Annotated in this window: 17 protein-coding genes; 5 read left to right on the forward strand and 12 right to left on the reverse strand. The window is 33.9% G+C overall.

Annotation, left to right across the window (positions count from 1 at the left end; genetic code table 11):
- Positions 1 to 123 precede the first annotated feature (123 nt).
- Entirely contained in the window at positions 124 to 324 is a 201-nt protein-coding gene (locus tag AC0UBM_RS04390; RefSeq protein WP_475687788.1) for a hypothetical protein, read from the forward strand.
- An 80-nt stretch (positions 325 to 404) separates the two neighbouring features.
- Here AC0UBM_RS04390 and ettA read toward each other — a convergent pair whose 3' ends face one another.
- Positions 405 to 2096, reverse strand: coding sequence for an energy-dependent translational throttle protein EttA (gene ettA, locus AC0UBM_RS04395; protein WP_475687789.1), 1692 nt, complete (start codon positions 2094 to 2096; stop codon positions 405 to 407).
- Positions 2097 to 2098: 2 nt separating this feature from the next.
- On the reverse strand, positions 2099 to 2281 hold the full coding sequence (locus AC0UBM_RS04400; RefSeq protein ID WP_057779529.1) for a CAL67264 family membrane protein: 183 nt from the start codon (positions 2279 to 2281) through the stop codon (positions 2099 to 2101).
- A 523-nt stretch (positions 2282 to 2804) separates the two neighbouring features.
- Here AC0UBM_RS04400 and AC0UBM_RS04405 point away from each other — a divergent pair.
- Positions 2805 to 3986, forward strand: a complete 1182-nt coding sequence (locus AC0UBM_RS04405; protein WP_475687790.1) for an MFS transporter — start codon at positions 2805 to 2807, stop codon at positions 3984 to 3986.
- A 20-nt stretch (positions 3987 to 4006) separates the two neighbouring features.
- On the opposite strand, the gene AC0UBM_RS04410 is transcribed toward AC0UBM_RS04405, so the two are convergent.
- The 4 genes from AC0UBM_RS04410 to AC0UBM_RS04425 are packed head-to-tail and all read right to left on the reverse strand — an operon-like array spanning position 4007 to position 6127.
- Entirely contained in the window at positions 4007 to 4729 is a 723-nt protein-coding gene (locus tag AC0UBM_RS04410) for a pirin family protein (protein ID WP_475687791.1), read from the reverse strand.
- A gap of 35 nt (positions 4730 to 4764) precedes the next feature.
- Positions 4765 to 5202 (reverse strand): MarR family winged helix-turn-helix transcriptional regulator, encoded by a 438-nt coding sequence (locus tag AC0UBM_RS04415; protein ID WP_434035874.1) that lies wholly within the window; start codon positions 5200 to 5202, stop codon positions 4765 to 4767.
- Between the two features lie 36 nt (positions 5203 to 5238).
- Positions 5239 to 5769 (reverse strand): NADPH-dependent FMN reductase, encoded by a 531-nt coding sequence (locus AC0UBM_RS04420; protein WP_475687792.1) that lies wholly within the window; start codon positions 5767 to 5769, stop codon positions 5239 to 5241.
- 1 nt (position 5770) lies between these two features.
- Positions 5771 to 6127 (reverse strand): DoxX family protein, encoded by a 357-nt coding sequence (locus AC0UBM_RS04425; protein ID WP_475687793.1) that lies wholly within the window; start codon positions 6125 to 6127, stop codon positions 5771 to 5773.
- 147 nt (positions 6128 to 6274) lie between these two features.
- Here AC0UBM_RS04425 and AC0UBM_RS04430 point away from each other — a divergent pair, with 147 nt between their 5' ends.
- Both AC0UBM_RS04430 and AC0UBM_RS04435 read left to right on the forward strand, forming a co-directional pair.
- The gene (locus tag AC0UBM_RS04430) at positions 6275 to 7903 is read left to right on the forward strand and encodes an acyl-CoA carboxylase subunit beta (protein ID WP_414034334.1); all 1629 of its coding nucleotides are present in this window, start codon (positions 6275 to 6277) and stop codon (positions 7901 to 7903) included.
- A gap of 54 nt (positions 7904 to 7957) precedes the next feature.
- On the forward strand, positions 7958 to 9190 hold the full coding sequence (locus AC0UBM_RS04435; RefSeq protein ID WP_475687794.1) for an OmpA family protein: 1233 nt from the start codon (positions 7958 to 7960) through the stop codon (positions 9188 to 9190).
- An 89-nt stretch (positions 9191 to 9279) separates the two neighbouring features.
- Here the strand turns inward: AC0UBM_RS04435 and AC0UBM_RS04440 are convergent, their stop codons facing one another.
- The 6 genes from AC0UBM_RS04440 to AC0UBM_RS04465 all read right to left on the reverse strand — a co-directional run bounded on the left by AC0UBM_RS04440 (position 9280) and on the right by AC0UBM_RS04465 (position 15159).
- Positions 9280 to 10359 (reverse strand): AMP-binding protein, encoded by a 1080-nt coding sequence (locus AC0UBM_RS04440; protein ID WP_475687795.1) that lies wholly within the window; start codon positions 10357 to 10359, stop codon positions 9280 to 9282.
- Positions 10360 to 10393: 34 nt separating this feature from the next.
- Complete coding sequence (locus AC0UBM_RS04445) at positions 10394 to 11356, reverse strand: lysostaphin resistance A-like protein (protein WP_475687796.1); 963 nt, start codon at positions 11354 to 11356, stop codon at positions 10394 to 10396.
- Between the two features lie 6 nt (positions 11357 to 11362).
- Positions 11363 to 12403: an o-succinylbenzoate synthase gene (locus tag AC0UBM_RS04450; RefSeq protein WP_475687797.1), complete on the reverse strand. Its 1041-nt coding sequence runs from the start codon at positions 12401 to 12403 to the stop codon at positions 11363 to 11365.
- Positions 12404 to 12525: 122 nt separating this feature from the next.
- Positions 12526 to 13203: a metal-dependent hydrolase gene (locus AC0UBM_RS04455; RefSeq protein ID WP_414034329.1), complete on the reverse strand. Its 678-nt coding sequence runs from the start codon at positions 13201 to 13203 to the stop codon at positions 12526 to 12528.
- 204 nt (positions 13204 to 13407) lie between these two features.
- Positions 13408 to 14310: a 1,4-dihydroxy-2-naphthoate octaprenyltransferase gene (menA, locus tag AC0UBM_RS04460; protein ID WP_475687798.1), complete on the reverse strand. Its 903-nt coding sequence runs from the start codon at positions 14308 to 14310 to the stop codon at positions 13408 to 13410.
- Positions 14311 to 14319: 9 nt separating this feature from the next.
- Positions 14320 to 15159 carry a 1,4-dihydroxy-2-naphthoyl-CoA synthase gene (locus AC0UBM_RS04465; protein WP_475687799.1) on the reverse strand — a complete coding sequence of 280 codons (840 nt, stop codon included), beginning with the start codon at positions 15157 to 15159 and terminating at the stop codon, positions 14320 to 14322.
- A 52-nt stretch (positions 15160 to 15211) separates the two neighbouring features.
- Here AC0UBM_RS04465 and AC0UBM_RS04470 point away from each other — a divergent pair, with 52 nt between their 5' ends.
- A complete protein-coding gene (locus tag AC0UBM_RS04470) occupies positions 15212 to 16327 on the forward strand; it encodes a C1 family peptidase (RefSeq protein ID WP_475687800.1) in 1116 nt (371 codons plus the stop codon).
- The last annotated feature ends 18 nt before the right edge of the window (positions 16328 to 16345 follow it).

Genomic DNA, 16345 nt, shown 5'->3' on the forward strand with positions numbered 1-16345 from the left:
AATAAATTAAGACGAATTTAAGATAATACATTTATATTTACATATTCAATTACCTAAATTAAACATTAACCCATGTCGTTTTCAGGTTTACATACAGTTTTATTCAGTAGCAACTTAGGGCTAATGTTTATAGAGAAAGGTATCGTTATTGGCTTATCTATAACCGTAGGAATTTTTATAATTTTATTACTTTTCGGACTTAGAACAACTTATAAACTCAAAGCGGAAAGTAAACGTCTTGAAAAATCTAATTTAGAAGAACTAGACGATCAGAAGAAAAAATATAAAGATTTCACAGAGGGACATTTATACAATAACAACTAATATGTTTATTTCTAAAAACCAAAAAACAGCCTGCTATTAACAGGCTGTTCTTTTTTATATAATGGCCGATAACGTGATTATTATCTAACTAGTTTCTTATACTTAATACGTTTTGGCATTAAATCTCCACCTAGACGTTTTTTCTTATTCTCTTCGTACTCACTAAAACTTCCTTCAAAGAAATACACTTGACTATCCCCTTCAAAAGCTAAAATATGCGTACAAATTCTATCTAAGAACCATCTGTCGTGACTAATAACTACAGCACAACCAGCAAAGTTTTCAAGACCTTCTTCCAAAGCTCTTAATGTGTTTACATCTAAGTCGTTAGTAGGCTCATCTAAAAGTAATACGTTACCTTCTTCTTTAAGTGTCATCGCTAAATGCAAACGGTTACGTTCCCCTCCAGAAAGTAATTTCACCTTTTTATTTTGCTCTCCTCCAGAGAAGTTAAAACGACTTAAATACGCTCTAGAATTTACTTCTTTACCGCCCATTAAAATCAATTCTTGCTCGTCGCTAAAGTTTTGCCAAATGGTTTTCTCGGGATCAATATTGGTATGACTTTGATCGACATAAGCGATTTTCGCAGTTTCACCAACTTCAAATGAACCTTTATCCGGCTCTTGTTCGCCCATAATCATTCTAAAAATTGTGGTTTTACCAGCACCATTCGGACCGATAATTCCAACAATTCCTGCTTGAGGTAAATTGAAGTTTAAATCTTCATACAATAACTTATCATCAAAACCTTTACTGATGCCTTTAGCTTCAATAACATTGGTTCCCAAACGTGGACCATTAGGAATATAGATTTCTAATTTTTCGTCAAGTTGTTTCTGATCCTGACTCATTAATTTATCGTAGTTGTTCAAACGTGCTTTTTGCTTTGTCTGACGTCCTTTTGCACCTTGACGTACCCAATCTAATTCACGTTCTAACGTTTTCTGACGCTTAGAAGCTGTTTTACTTTCTTGAGCCATACGTTTAGATTTTTGATCTAACCAAGATGAGTAGTTCCCTTTCCAAGGAATACCTTCACCTCTATCCAATTCTAAAATCCATCCTGCCACGTTATCTAAAAAGTATCTATCGTGCGTTACCGCAATTACAGTTCCTTTATATTGCGCTAAATGTTGTTCTAACCAATGTACCGATTCGGCATCTAAGTGGTTGGTAGGCTCATCTAAAAGCAATACATCTGGCTCTTGTAAAAGCAAACGACATAAAGCTACACGACGACGCTCACCACCAGAAAGTACTCCAATTTTCTTATCGCCATCTGGAGTACGTAACGCATCCATAGCAATTTCTAATTTAGTATCTAGTTCCCAAGCATTCGAAGCGTCAATCTGATCTTGAAGTTCGGCCTGGCGTGCCATTAGCTTATCCATTTTGTCTGCATCAGAATACACTTCTTCCAATCCAAACATATCGTTAATTTTGTTGTATTCGTCAAGTATAGCTACGGTTTCCGAAGCACCTTCACGAACAATTTCCATTACCGTTTTATCTTCATCTAACTTTGGTTCTTGCTCTAAATAGCCCACAGAATAATCCTGAAGAAATGTAACATCTCCTTGAAAATTCTTATCTACGCCAGCAATAATTTTTAATAAAGTTGATTTTCCAGAACCATTAAGACCTAAAATCCCAATTTTAGCTCCGTAGAAAAAACTTAAATAAATATTCTTTAAAACAGGTGTATTCGCACCTGGAAATGTCTTGGTTAACCCAGACATCGAAAAAATAACTTTCTTATCGTCACTCATAATTATACTCTACCTTTTAATGCGTTAAATACCCAAGCAATAGCAAAAAAACCTATGCCAACAGCCGCAAATCCCCAACCTGCGACATCTTCATATCTAAAAGCTCCTAAAGCGATTAAAGCTAATCCTACTACAATCATAATGGTTGTTGCCCAAGCTAAAACCGTATTTTTATTCATTGCCATAATTTGTAATTCTTAATATTAGTGCGCACATGTATATAGCAAAAGCTATAAAAACATAAGGTTATCCAGTATTTTTTTAATAATAAAGGATGCCTCCTCTCTCTTTTGCGCAAGTTCAACTACAAATATCGCATTTTTAAGATTAATTCTAAATTATTTATAATAACATTATTAAATGAATTGTAATAAGTCATAAATTTTCAACCGTAACGTATAATTTACGACAACTTTAAATCGCTATACTTACTAATTAGTAATCAATTTATTAATCAAAAACTCCCCAAGAAAAACGACATTTAAAACCCTTAAACTCTAGCCTATTAAACAACCTTTTTCCAAAAACACATGGTGTTATCGCATATTAAAAAACTAAAAAACCTATATATCTGTTTTACAATATTTTACAACCGATTATTTAAAAAATGAGAATTAACGTATTTTTCACGTCTATAAACCATAAATAATCTAAAAGTCCACTTACATTTGCACCTTATTTTTTATCACTCTTATAGATTATTTATAAATGAATAAAGCATTACTATCATTAGCTATTGGTGGCTTTGGAATTGGTTTAACCGAGTTTGTTATTATGGGAATTTTACCTGAAATCGCTACGGCTTTCGACATTAGTATTCCTACTGCCGGTCATTTTATATCTGCTTATGCCTTAGGAGTAGTTGTAGGTGCTCCAGTATTAACCGGAATTGGTAGTAAATATCCTGCCAACCGTGTCCTTCTAGCCTTAATGATTTGGTTTACGGTATTTAATACGTTATCGGCGTTTGCAACAGGCTATAATTCTTTTATCACGTTACGCTTTTTATCAGGACTACCCCATGGTGCCTTTTTTGGAATTGGTTCTGTAGTCGCAGGACAATTATCTAAACCAGGAAAGCAAGCTCAAGGTATAGCCATTATGTTTAGCGGACTGACATTCGCGAATCTATTAGGTGTGCCATTAGGTACTTATTTGGGAAAACATTTTAGCTGGAACTTATCGTTTTTATTAGTTGGTTTGGTTGGCGTATTAGTTGTTTTATCTGTAAAATTATGGATGCCATTATTGAAAAAATCTTCGGAAACTCGCTTTTTAGAGGATCTAAAAATATTTAAACGCGTAGAACTTTGGTTAATTATTCTTTTAACGACTATCGGTACAGGTGGATTTTTTGCGTGGTATAGTTATATCTCGCCATTAATTACCGATGTTGCCGGACATGCTCCAGAAATGGTATCTGTAGCCATGATCTTAGCTGGACTCGGCATGGTAATTGGAAATTTTATAGGTGCTAAACTCGCTGAACGATTTTCTCCCATTCATGCGATAATAATTATTCTGAGTTGTATGACTTTCTGTTTGGCTTTAAACACACTACTTGCATCAGATAAAGTCATGATTTTAGTTATGACATTTGTTATTGGTGCGGTAACGTTTTGTATTTCCACACCAATACAAATGCTTATTATAAAAGCCTCTAAAGGTTCTGAAACTCTGGGATCTTCACTTAATCAGAGTGCATTTAATATAGGTAATGCCTCTGGCGCCTATTTTGCCGGCATCCCTATTGCCATGGGATACGGTTACACATCTGCCGATTGGGTTGGAGCAGCCATGGCGGGTAGCGGTGTTTTAATCGCCTTAGTCATTATTATGCTACGAAAACGAAACAAACAACAGGAGAAATTAGAAAATTCGAATTTGTAAGTCTTCTAGATATTATGAATTTAGAAGCGCATAGGTACTTCAATAATCAATATTGAGGCCTGGCTTTTTGATGTTATTTTAAAGGTTTCCGTTTCACTAACACCTATGGCGTCTCTTGTTTCTAATTCGGTGTTTTCAATTTCAATCGTGCCGTGAATAACCAACACATAGGCACCATGATATTCGCTTTTTAAATTGTATGAAAATTCTTTTTCTGCATCTAAATCTATTCTAGAAATTTTAGCATCCTGATGAATTTTCAAAGAACCGTCATGATCTTCATCTATAGAAGTTACTAACGTTTGTAGTTTATTTTGGCGGTTAGACACATCAAATGTTTTCTGTTCATAACGTGGCGCTACGTTTTCTTTATTAGGCATCACCCAAATTTGAAACAAATTTAAATGCTCGTCTATAGAGCCATTAATTTCTGAATGTTCTACCCCTGTTCCTGCACTCATAACTTGGACTTCACCTGGCAAGACAGACTCCCAAGTGTTTCCCATAGAATCTTTATGCTTCAACTCACCTTTTAAAGGGATGGTTATAATCTCCATGTTATTATGCGGATGCGTTCCAAACCCCATCTTTGGAGCAATAATATCGTCGTTTAAAACACGTAATGCTCCAAAATTCATACGATCTTTATTATACCAATTTGCAAAACTAAAAGAATGATTCGCTTGTAACCATCCGTGATTTGCAAAACCTCTTGAATCTGCTTTATGTAGTATCGTTTTCATCTTTTTAAATTTTTCAAATTATTATTCAACCTAATTCATCTTATCTTATCTAACAAATCACTTAATTGACTAGCTTCTTCATCAGACAAATTCTTTAAAACATCTTTCCGTTGCGCTTTAGAAATTTCTTCTAATAGCTTTAATCCGTCTTCAGTAATCTTTATAAAAACAACTCTCCTATCTTCTGAACAAGGTATACGATCAATTAAATTCTTAGCGTATAACTTATCCATTAACCGTGTAGTATTTGGAGAACGTTCTACCATACGCTCCTTTATAGTTTGAACCTTTAAAGGTTGATCTGCACCTCGTAATATGCGTAAAATATTATACTGTTGAGCCGATACTTTAAAAGGTTTAAAAAATGTATTCTGATAACTACTAATCCAATTTGCTGTAAACATTATATTTAGCATCGCTTTTACTTTATTATTTGGAAAAGTAGAATGGATGTCTTTAGAAAAATCTCCCATAGTATTCTTTATTTTAAACAGCTATTAGTAATTGGTCTATAAAAAGGCTTCAAACGCCTTCACCTCTTTTATAAATAATGCATTTAATTCTGAGTTCTTAATTCTACCTTCGGCGAAATTGTCGTAAAATGATGGTAAAGAATAAGAAGCCACTATGCTCGCGTCATGACGTGGAAACCTATCCTTTGCCATGTCTAAAACCGATTGTCCGCCTCGCGCTCCTGGAGATGTTGCCATTAAAAACATGGGTTTACTTTGAAAGGTCTTAGCCTCGACTCTAGACAGCCAATCAAACATATTTTTAAACACCGTAGTATAAGCACCATTATGTTCGGCCAACGAAATTAATAGACCATCAGAATTTTTAATCAAGTCAATCATACGATTGGCATGTTCCGGAAAACCGTGTTCAGATTCGTGATCTACGCTGTACAATGGTAATTCAAAATCATTTAAGTCTAAAACAGTTACTTCTGCTTTCTCGACTAAACTAGACGCGTAGCTAACAAATTGTTTATTAATAGATTGTTTACTATTACTTCCTGCAAATGCGATTACATGTTTCATATTACTGTTGTGTTTTTTTATTAAATATATAAGAGATTATTAATAAGATTAAAGCGACTAGAGCTGTCATTTGGCCACCATCACCTATCATATAATGAGCAAAAAATGCTAAAATAAAGGCAAAGAAAAAGCCTGAATATGCCCACTCTTTTAAAGTTGTGAATTTAGAATTCCAAATCGCCATTAGTCCAAGTAACTTGGCCACTGCGTACGGATAAATTATATAAGTTGGATATCCAAAATTAGTAAACATCTTAGCAACAGCTTCATGTTTAAAAAAGTACATATACACAGAAAATAACAGTATCAATGTTAATAATCCTGTGGATACATAAAAAATAATTTTATTTCTTTTCATCTTGATTGGTTTTAATGAGAGACAAATATACAACAAAATATTTATATTTACCTAGGAATATATTTCCATGTAATATAAATGACATAAAATTAATTTTCTGATCATTAAATTTGAAACTTTCGTATTTTAGCCACAAATTGATTTTACATGGATATCAACTTCAATAAAAACGAAGATCACAATAAACTTTTACTATCCGATTTAAGAAGACGCTTCGCCAAAGTGAGTCTTGGCGGTGGCTTAAAACGTATAGAAAAACTTCACAGCAAAGGTAAACTTACGGCTAGAGAACGCATTGATTACTTACTAGATTCCAATAGCAAAAGCATTGAAATTGGTGCTTTTACGGGAGAAGATATGTACGAAGAACATGGTGGATGTCCTTCCGGCGGCGTTGTCGTAAAAATTGGTTATATACAAGGCAAGCAATGTATAGTAGTAGCAAATGATGCTACAGTTAAAGCTGGTGCCTGGTTTCCCATAACCGGAAAAAAGAATTTACGCGCCCAAGAAATTTCAATAGAAAATAAACTTCCTATTATTTATTTAGTAGACAGTGCAGGTGTGTACTTGCCTTTACAAGACGAAATTTTCCCTGATAAAGAACATTTCGGACGGATTTTTAGAAATAATGCACAAATGAGTAGTATGGGCATTACTCAGATTTCGGCTATCATGGGAAGCTGTGTTGCTGGAGGTGCGTATTTACCCATAATGAGTGATGAAGCGCTTATTGTAGATAAAACTGCGAGCATTTTTTTGGCGGGAAGTTATTTGGTTAAAGCTGCTATTGGCGAATCTATAGATAATGAAACTTTAGGTGGAGCAACCACACATTGTGAAATTAGTGGTGTAACCGATTATAAGGCTAAAGACGATAAAGACGCTCTTGATAAAATAAAATTTATAATTGATAAAATTGGTGATTATGATACTGCTGGATTTAGCAGAAAAGAAGCCATAAAACCTAAAGAAAACCCACAAGATATTTACGGTATTTTACCTAAAAGCCGATCTGACCAATATGATATGAAAGCTATCATTGCGCGTTTGGTAGATAATTCTGAGTTTGAAGAATACAAAGAAGGCTTCGGAAAAACAATTATTACCGCCTACGCAAGAATCGATGGTTGGGCTGTGGGAATTGTTGCAAATCAGCGACAATTGGTAAAAACAAAACAAGGCGAAATGCAATTTGGTGGCGTTATCTATAATGACAGCGCGGATAAAGCAACACGATTTATTGCCAATTGTAATCAGAAAAAAATTCCTTTAGTATTCTTACAAGATGTTACAGGATTTATGGTGGGATCTAAATCGGAACATGGTGGTATAATAAAAGACGGTGCAAAAATGGTTAACGCCGTAAGTAACTCGGTGGTACCAAAGTTCACTATTATTATTGGTAATAGTTATGGTGCTGGAAACTATGCCATGTGTGGTAAAGCTTACGATCCACGCCTTATCGTGGCTTGGCCAAGTGCAGAACTTGCTGTAATGAGTGGAAATTCCGCCGCCAAAGTATTACTACAAATCGAAACCGCTTCATTAAAAGCAAAAGGAGAAACCATTACTCCCGAGAAAGAAAAAGAATTGTTTGATCAAATTAAATCGAAATACGATAAACAAGTATCTCCATACTATGCGGCTGCTAGATTATGGACAGATGGCATTATAGATCCATTAGATACCAGAACATGGATTTCTATGGGAATAGAAGCCGCTAACCATGCACCTATCGAAAAGCCATTTAATTTAGGTGTAATTCAAGTTTAAACTAGAATTCAACTTCAATATTTATTAAAATTCAATTGGAACTATTATAATTTTATGAAAAAAACTACAAATTTATTACTTACTGCACTAATGCTTATTGCCTTTACAGATAACTGTAATGCACAACTGTGGAAAAAACTTAAAGAAAAAGCCGAAGATGTTATTGTAAAAAGCGCGGAAAAAGAAATAGACAAAACCATTAATGGAGATTCATCTTCTAATGATGAAGACGTTGAAAGTGTAGAAAAAAATGATACTGAAAGTAAGACTACTGTTGAAAACGATAGTAATGAAAATTTAAGCCTGGACAGTCCTGAAGTTTGGAGAGACTTTCGCTTCGTTTCCGGAGAAAAGGTGATTTTTTACGATGACTTAAGCTCTGAACAGGTTGGGGAATTTCCTTCGCGTTGGGACCTTGTTAGAGGTGGTGCTGAAGTGGTTAAAATTAATGGCGAAAAAGCAATTATATTGGTAGCTGAAACCAGTAATATTATTACACCTTTATTTACAACTAAAGATTATTTAGGAGATGAATTTACCATTGAATATGACATTATGATACCAAATTTGGAGGAAGAAAAAATTTGGTATATGAAACATGAATTACATTTTAATGACGCTTTTAGAAATAGTGATGCTGAATTTGAAATAAAAAGTGCCGCAAGAATAGAAGGATGGGCCGCGAATAGTAACTTTAAAATGGAAAGTATTTCTGTAGGTACGCAAAACGCTTGGCACCACATCGCTATATCTTATTATAAAGGTAAGTTTAAAATGTATTACGACTCTAAGCGTGTCTCTAATATTCCAAGGTTCGATATGGAACCAAGTATGTTCAGTATTGGCTTAATGTGTTACTCTAAAAACGAAACTAAACATCCATATTTAGCCATAAAAAATATTAAAATTGCTCATGGTGGAGGAGAAATGTATAATAGAATTGTGGCCGACGGAGAATACGTAACTAACGGTATTATTTTTGACAGTGGTAAATCTAAAATTAAAAGTAGCTCACTAGGAATTATCAATCAAATGGTGAATATTTTACAAGACAATCCAGATTGGAAATTTGATATTATAGGGCATACAGATAGTGATGGGACAGATGCAACCAACTTAACACTGTCTAAAGATAGAGCTAATGCAGTTAAGGAAGAAATGGTAAATCAAGGTATCGCAGCAGATCGATTAAATGTAATTGGTAAAGGAGAATCACAACCTTTAAACACAAACAGTACACCTGAAGAAAAAGCAAATAATAGACGTGTTGCTTTTATTAAGAAATAGAATGTAAGCGCTCTAATTAGTATAAAAAAGCCACAAATTCACGTAATAATTCGTGAATTTGTGGCTTTTTTTTAAGTTATATCTCCAAGTTATTTAAGTAACTCTAATGTCTTTTTACGCTGAATTTTTCTATTTGGCGTTTCCACAAATTTATCTACAAAATAGACTGCCTTAGGAATTTCATTCTTTTCAAGATTGGCATAAATGCTTTCATCTATTTCTCTTTCCTCGCCTTCAATGACTACGATTAAACGCTCTCCCAATTTATCGTCTGCTTGTCCTGCAACAAAAAAGCGTTCAGAAATACCACTAGTTAAATGTTTTTCAATTTGTTCTGCAAATAATTTCAATCCGCCCGAATTAATCACATTATCAATTCTACCAATTAATTTAAATTCATTTTCAGAACGCATTACAGCCACATCATTAGTTTCTAAAGCACCGTCAAATAAATAATCTGCCTCTAGAACTAAACAATCTTTGTCGTTAACAGACACTTTTACATTAGGCATTGCTGTATACCAATCTGATTTATCAGTTCCGTTTAATGCTCTATACGCAATATGACTAACTGTTTCTGTCATTCCATAAGTTGAATAACATTTTGTATCTACATCTTGAATATCTTCCAATAATTTATGTGGCACCGCAGCTCCACCTATTATTAAAGCCTTAAAATGATGAAGTTTAGGCAATAAATTTTCGACTTGTAACGGAATCATAGCACCAAAATGGTAAGTTTTGGTGGTATCGAAAACCGGTGTAATTTTAGGAGGAACAACATCTAATTCTAATCCTAAAATCATGGCACGAACCAGCATCATACGGCCTGCGATAAAGTTAAAAGGCAAGCAATGTAATAAACTATCTCCTGGACGTAAGTTAAAAGCATCACCTGTAGCAATAGCAGAATTTACCATCGCTTGTTTTTTTATTTTTATCATTTTAGGCTCTCCAATAGACCCCGAAGTTTGTACGGAAACAAAATCATTTTTATCAAGCCAAGCTTGTAAAAAATCACCTAATCTTTTTTGGTGAGGCTCTCCTTCTTTTATAAAACAATAAGCAACTGTCTTTAATCCTTCTGCATCGTAATAGCGACCATTTAGTTTAAATTTTAAATGAATTTTATCATAAGTCGGTATTTTGCTTTCTACTGCTGTTATCATAAGAAATAGTATTTATAGTAATTTAATTATTTGTTTATAGATGTTCGTTTAGAGCCGGTTCAGTATTGGGTTCTATAACACGTCCTGTTAATTTTTCTTTCCAATCTGTCCATTTGTATTTCTTTGAAAAGATAAAAAGTAAAATTGGAAAAATAACAAACACAGGAAGAAATATTTCGATAAAACTTGCTTCTCCTGGATCTGAAATATCTTTAAAAATAGAATATGTTTGTAATGCACTCCAATCTGAAGTGACCAATAAGGCCGTGAATAAATTATTGGCAGCATGGAAGCCAAGAGACAACTCCATTCCTTCGTCCATTAGCGTTAAAACACCTAAGAACAATCCAGTACCAATATAGTACACCATTATGGTATAGCCTAACTGAGCTACTTCTGGATTGGCAATATGTAAGCCTCCAAAAATTAAAGATGTCAATATTAAAGGAATCAATTTCGATTTAGTAATCACTCCAATTCCTTGCATTAAATAACCTCTAAACATATACTCTTCGAAGCTGGTTTGAAACGGTATTAACACCAATGCAATAACAAGTAGAATTAAAAATTTATTAAGCTGAAAATTATATAAGTAATTTTCAGGAGACATAGTGTAATCAATTATAATAAATAAAGACGATAGTCCTCCCCATACAAAAAACGAAAAGAACACACGTTTCCAATCAATTTTAGATCGGGTTGTGGTTAATTTTAAAATTGGTAATTTATGTACATACTTTACGGCGACAAATAAGAATATTAATCCACCTAAAAAGGGCAGCATCAAAAAAATTAAATTCAAATTCGATTCGAATAATCCCATGAGGTAATTGGTATCTTCCATTTTAGATAAATCGACATCGCCTTGCATGGTTTTTATACTAATTGCCACAAGATGTGGAATTGAAAATATAAAAACTCCTGCGATAGCTATGATGACACCAATAATATAACTCCACCAATCTGTTAATCCTTTATATGCTTGACTTATATACATGTTTTTTTATTCTAAATTATACTTCCAACTATGTTCTGGTACGTACTGCAACGTCCCATTTTTAACGTGCAATGGTGAATCAAAATTATTGGTAAACAAACCGCCAGTCCCTAAACCTTGTGGTAAATTACTTTGCAATGTGTAGGTGTATTGTGCAATAGCATTTAAACCAATATTACTTTCTAAAGCACTAGTAATCCACCAGCCTATACCTTGCTTTTTGGCTATAGAGATCCAAGAATCACTACCTTGAAATCCACCAACTAAACTTGGTTTTAAAATAATATATTGTGGCTTAATCCTATTTAAAAGTATGTCTTTATCGCTTTGATTAAAAACACCTATCAGCTCCTCATCTAAAGCAATGGGTAAAGGTGTACGTTCGCACAAATTGGCCATAGCTTCAATTTGACCAGCTATAATAGGTTGCTCGATAGAGTGTAAACTAAAATCTGATAATCTTTTTAACTTTTCCAAAGCTTCACTCGGACTAAAAGCCCCATTGGCATCGACACGCAATTCTATTTCCGAAGCCGAAAACTCTTTACGAATAGATTTTAACAAATCAATTTCCGTTTGAAAATCTATAGCTCCAATTTTCATTTTTATACAGTTAAAACCTGCATCAAGCTTTTCCCTAATTTGCCCTTTCATATACTGTGCACTTCCCATCCAAATTAATCCATTAATAGCAATGGCATCTTCTCCTTCTGTGAATTTTGAAGGACATAATAAAAACGGATGTGCACCTGCCAAAGATTTAAACGCCATTTCTAATCCGAATTGTATACTCGGAAACTCAGCCAACTCTACCAATAGCGCTTCTAAACCTAAATGTATATGCTGACAAGCCCAATTTAATTTTTCTTCATAATCTGGTCGATCATCTGCAGATAAACCTCTAAAAACGCCACACTCCCCTACACCTGTCTTACCAGCATTATCTAAATGAATAAACCAGGTTTCTTTAGTTGTAAGCACCCCTCTAGATGTGCCACTTGGCGTATTAAAATTTAAAATGTATTTGCGATATGTTGCTAAAATCATAAGATCAAAAATAGTCAATTATTTTCTCAAAACAGATACTATAACCCTGATAAAAGCGCATAAAAAAGCCTTAAAAAATTTATTATAAATCTTTTAAGGCTTTAAGGCTAAGTATAAAAAAATTAAAGCTCTATGCTCTCTCCAATTTCAAGTAACATTAAATCTTTATTTTTATCGAAAAATTTTCGTTTTGCTTCTTCATGGTCTATTTCAATATAGCCAAATGTATCAAAGTGATATCCTAAAACTTTATCACATTCTACAAAATCACTGGCTAAAAGCGCATCGTCTACCCCCATTGTAAAGTTATCACCTATGGGTAAAATGGCTAAATCTAATTTGGTGTGAAGTGGGATCAACTTCATATCGAAGGTTAGGGCTGTATCTCCAGCAATATAAATATTCTTCCGCTCGCCTTCAATCACAAATCCACCAGGATTTCCTCCATAGGTACCATCTGCAAAACCTGAAGAATGAATAGCATTAACGTATTTAACGGTACCGAATTCAAAATCCCATTGTCCGCCATGATTCATAGGGTGCCCCTCAAACCCTTTATTACTATAGTACGTTACAATTTCTGCATTAGAAACAATTACTGCATTTGTGCGTTTAGCAATAGCCTCAACATCTGCAACGTGATCTTCATGCGCATGGGTTAATAAAATATAGTCGGCTTTTAAGGTATCAATATCGATGTGAGATGCTTTTTCATTTGGAGAAATAAATGGATCGACTAAGATGGATATATCATCTACTTCTATCCCTAGACTAGCATGTCCGTAAAATGTAATTTTCATATTTTAATATTTTGAAATTAAAATACAAAAAAACTCAGACATATTAAATTAATTTGTCTGAGTTTTAATCCCCAAAAATGAAGCTAATTTTAAGTCTACTATTAATACTTATATTAACTTATTTTTAAATATACCACAAATATGTGATATTTATAATTTTACACGGTTTATTCTAATATTTTAACAATAAAATACAGAGTTATACTACACTAACAATCCGATTCCTAATAATACCGATAACAAAAAAGTACTTAATGCTAGCTTTTTTAATTCTGGGTCTAAATCTTTAGGAATTTCATTTTTATAAACTGTAATCAGATGTTTAAGTAAGGGAATAAATGCAATTAAGAATAGTAAATTAAACGGTGAGTTATAATATATTATTCCAAATGCAAGCGCCAGAACCATACCACCACCAACTAAAAAGTAGTGATATATTTTAGATGTCTTTGCCCCCATTTTCACTACCAATGTATTTTTATTCGATTTCGCATCCGAGACTATATCTCTCATATTATTCAGATTTAAAACACCAGCACTTAAAAGCCCAATAGTTATCGCTGGCAAAAAAGTAATATAATCTATTTGCTTAACAAAAAGCACGTAAGATCCTATAACACTGACTAATCCAAAAAATATAAACACAAAAAGATCTCCTAAACCGCGATAGCCATAAGCCGAGTTTCCAACGGTATATTTTATAGCAGCCACAACACTTGCAACTCCTAACACTAAGAAAAACAACGACATTAAAAAGTTTTCCGAACCAAACGATACCCAGATTAGAGCTATTGCTAAAACGATAGTGATCAAAACATTAAGTTTAATACCTGTCAGCATCTGTTTTTCTGAAATAGCTCCGCTTTGCAATGCCCTCATAGGACCAATTCTATCGTCGTTATCCGTTCCTTTTACACCATCTCCATAATCGTTTGCTAAATTAGATAAGATTTGTAAACTCAATGTGGTAAGAATAGCCAGTGTAAAAATTAACGAATTAAAAAAACCATCGAATGCAGCTAAACACCCGCCCACTATAATACCTGAAATAGATAACGGCAAGGTCCTTAAACGCATGGCCGATACCCATTTTGAAAAATTACTCATAAATATATATTATGGAATCCATTTTTTCTCGAAGTTTGGCTGACGTTTTTCTAAGAATGCATTTCTACCTTCTTTAGCTTCATCAGTCATATAAGCTAAACGCGTAACTTCTCCCGCAAAAACTTGTTGCCCTACCATACCATCGTCTGTTAAATTCATAGCGAATTTCAACATTTTAATAGAGGTTGGCGATTTTGCTAGTATTTCCTGAGCCCATTCGTAAGCTGTACCTTCTAACTCGGCATGCGGAATTACAGCATTAACCATGCCCATATCGTAGGCTTCTTGAGCGTTATAATTTCGACCTAAAAAGAAAATCTCTCTTGCCTTTTTCTGTCCCACCATTTTAGCTAAATAGGCAGACCCATAACCCGCATCAAAACTAGTAACATCTGCATCTGTTTGCTTAAAAATAGCGTGTTCTTTACTTGCTAAGGTTAAATCACAAATAACATGTAATGAGTGGCCACCACCAACAGCCCAACCCGGAACTACTGCTATAACTACTTTAGGCATAAAACGGATTAAACGTTGCACTTCTAATATGTTTAATCGGTGATATCCATCTTCGCCAACATAACCTTGTTTACCTCTGGCATTTTGGTCCCCTCCGCTACAAAACGAATAGACACCATCTTTAGATGAAGGCCCTTCGGCAGAAAGTAATACCACTCCTATGTTTACATCTTCATTTGCATGGTAAAAGGCTTCGTATAATTCGCTAGTTGTTTTTGGTCTGAATGCATTTCTAATATCTGGTCTATTAAAAGCAATACGCGCTACACCATTACATTTTTTATAAGTAATGTCTTCGTATTCTTTGACAGTTACCCAATTTGGTTGTTCCATTTTTCTTATTTTTACCAAAAATAAATCATTTTAAATAAACCCTTACTTCATAATGAAAAAATATAGTATTTTCTTATTACTACTCGTACTAACTGCAACCGGTTTTGCGCAGACTTACAAATTTGAAACGAAAGTAGATTTAGGTGCCCTAGACGTAATAAATCAAGGGAACACAGGAACATGTTGGAGCTTTTCTACATCGTCTTTTTTAGAAAGTGAGATTTTAAGAACTACAGGAAAGCACATCGACTTATCTGAAATGTACAACGTTAGACAAACGTATCCTGTAAAATCGTGGAATTACGTAATGCGCCAAGGTAAAGCTCAATTTAGTGAAGGTGGTTTAGCACACGACGTAATAAACAGCATGAGTGCTCACGGCTTAGTACCAAATGAAGCGTATACGGGTTTATTAAAACGTGAAACGGAACACGATCACTCTAAAATTGTAGGTGAATTGAAAATTATTTTAGACGATTACATTAAAAATCCTAAAACATATGATGGCGATTGGAAAGCTGATGTTTCTAAGGTTTTAGATAAATCTTTAGGAGAAAATGTAAAAACATTTACGTACGAAGGTGTATCGTACACACCGCAATCTTTTCTTGCGATGACGGGTTTAAAACCTAGCGACTATGTAAGTATTACCTCTTTTACACATCAGCCTTACGAAACGTCATTTATTTTAGATATCCCTGATAATTTTTCTAATGGAAGCTTTTACAATGTGGAGTTAGATGAATTAGTAGACATTACTAACGATGCGCTAAAAAAAGGATTTACTATTGAATTGGATTGCGATGTTAGTGAAAGTACCTTTTCTTCTAAATACGGAATCGCTGTTATTCCTAGAGATGAAAGAGACAATAAGTCTATCTTAGAAAAAATTGAAAAGGAATTAAAAGTAACTCCTGAATATCGTCAGCAAGAATTTGAAAACTTTGATACTACAGACGATCATTTAATGCACATTGTTGGTTTGGTAGAAGACCAAAAAGGAAACACATATTATAAGGTAAAAAACTCTTGGGGCGGAAACTCAGACCGTGTATCTAACGATGGATATATTTATATGAGTGAAGCTTATTTTAAATTAAAAACCATATCTATTATGGTACATAAAGATGCATTGCCACGTTCTATTCAGAAAGATTTAAAGTTATAAACTGTAATATTTACGCCA

It is taken from the genome of Formosa sp. F44, assembly GCF_056238645.1.

Excerpts from the sequence above, each read along its gene's own strand:
- AC0UBM_RS04470 (WP_475687800.1), top strand. The coding sequence starts at position 15,212 with ATGAAAAAATATAGTATTTTCTTATTACTACTCGTACTAACTGCAACC.
- menA (WP_475687798.1), bottom strand. The coding sequence starts at position 14,310 with ATGAGTAATTTTTCAAAATGGGTATCGGCCATGCGTTTAAGGACCTTG.
- AC0UBM_RS04425 (WP_475687793.1), bottom strand. The coding sequence starts at position 6,127 with ATGAAAAGAAATAAAATTATTTTTTATGTATCCACAGGATTATTAACA.
- AC0UBM_RS04455 (WP_414034329.1), bottom strand. The coding sequence starts at position 13,203 with ATGAAAATTACATTTTACGGACATGCTAGTCTAGGGATAGAAGTAGAT.
- AC0UBM_RS04435 (WP_475687794.1), top strand. The coding sequence starts at position 7,958 with ATGAAAAAAACTACAAATTTATTACTTACTGCACTAATGCTTATTGCC.
- AC0UBM_RS04465 (WP_475687799.1), bottom strand. The coding sequence starts at position 15,159 with ATGGAACAACCAAATTGGGTAACTGTCAAAGAATACGAAGACATTACT.
- ettA (WP_475687789.1), bottom strand. The coding sequence starts at position 2,096 with ATGAGTGACGATAAGAAAGTTATTTTTTCGATGTCTGGGTTAACCAAG.
- AC0UBM_RS04445 (WP_475687796.1), bottom strand. The coding sequence starts at position 11,356 with ATGTATATAAGTCAAGCATATAAAGGATTAACAGATTGGTGGAGTTAT.
- AC0UBM_RS04390 (WP_475687788.1), top strand. The coding sequence starts at position 124 with ATGTTTATAGAGAAAGGTATCGTTATTGGCTTATCTATAACCGTAGGA.
- AC0UBM_RS04450 (WP_475687797.1), bottom strand. The coding sequence starts at position 12,403 with ATGATTTTAGCAACATATCGCAAATACATTTTAAATTTTAATACGCCA.
- AC0UBM_RS04430 (WP_414034334.1), top strand. The coding sequence starts at position 6,275 with ATGGATATCAACTTCAATAAAAACGAAGATCACAATAAACTTTTACTA.
- AC0UBM_RS04400 (WP_057779529.1), bottom strand. The coding sequence starts at position 2,281 with ATGGCAATGAATAAAAATACGGTTTTAGCTTGGGCAACAACCATTATG.
- AC0UBM_RS04415 (WP_434035874.1), bottom strand. The coding sequence starts at position 5,202 with ATGGGAGATTTTTCTAAAGACATCCATTCTACTTTTCCAAATAATAAA.
- AC0UBM_RS04410 (WP_475687791.1), bottom strand. The coding sequence starts at position 4,729 with ATGAAAACGATACTACATAAAGCAGATTCAAGAGGTTTTGCAAATCAC.
- AC0UBM_RS04440 (WP_475687795.1), bottom strand. The coding sequence starts at position 10,359 with ATGATAACAGCAGTAGAAAGCAAAATACCGACTTATGATAAAATTCAT.
- AC0UBM_RS04405 (WP_475687790.1), top strand. The coding sequence starts at position 2,805 with ATGAATAAAGCATTACTATCATTAGCTATTGGTGGCTTTGGAATTGGT.
- AC0UBM_RS04420 (WP_475687792.1), bottom strand. The coding sequence starts at position 5,769 with ATGAAACATGTAATCGCATTTGCAGGAAGTAATAGTAAACAATCTATT.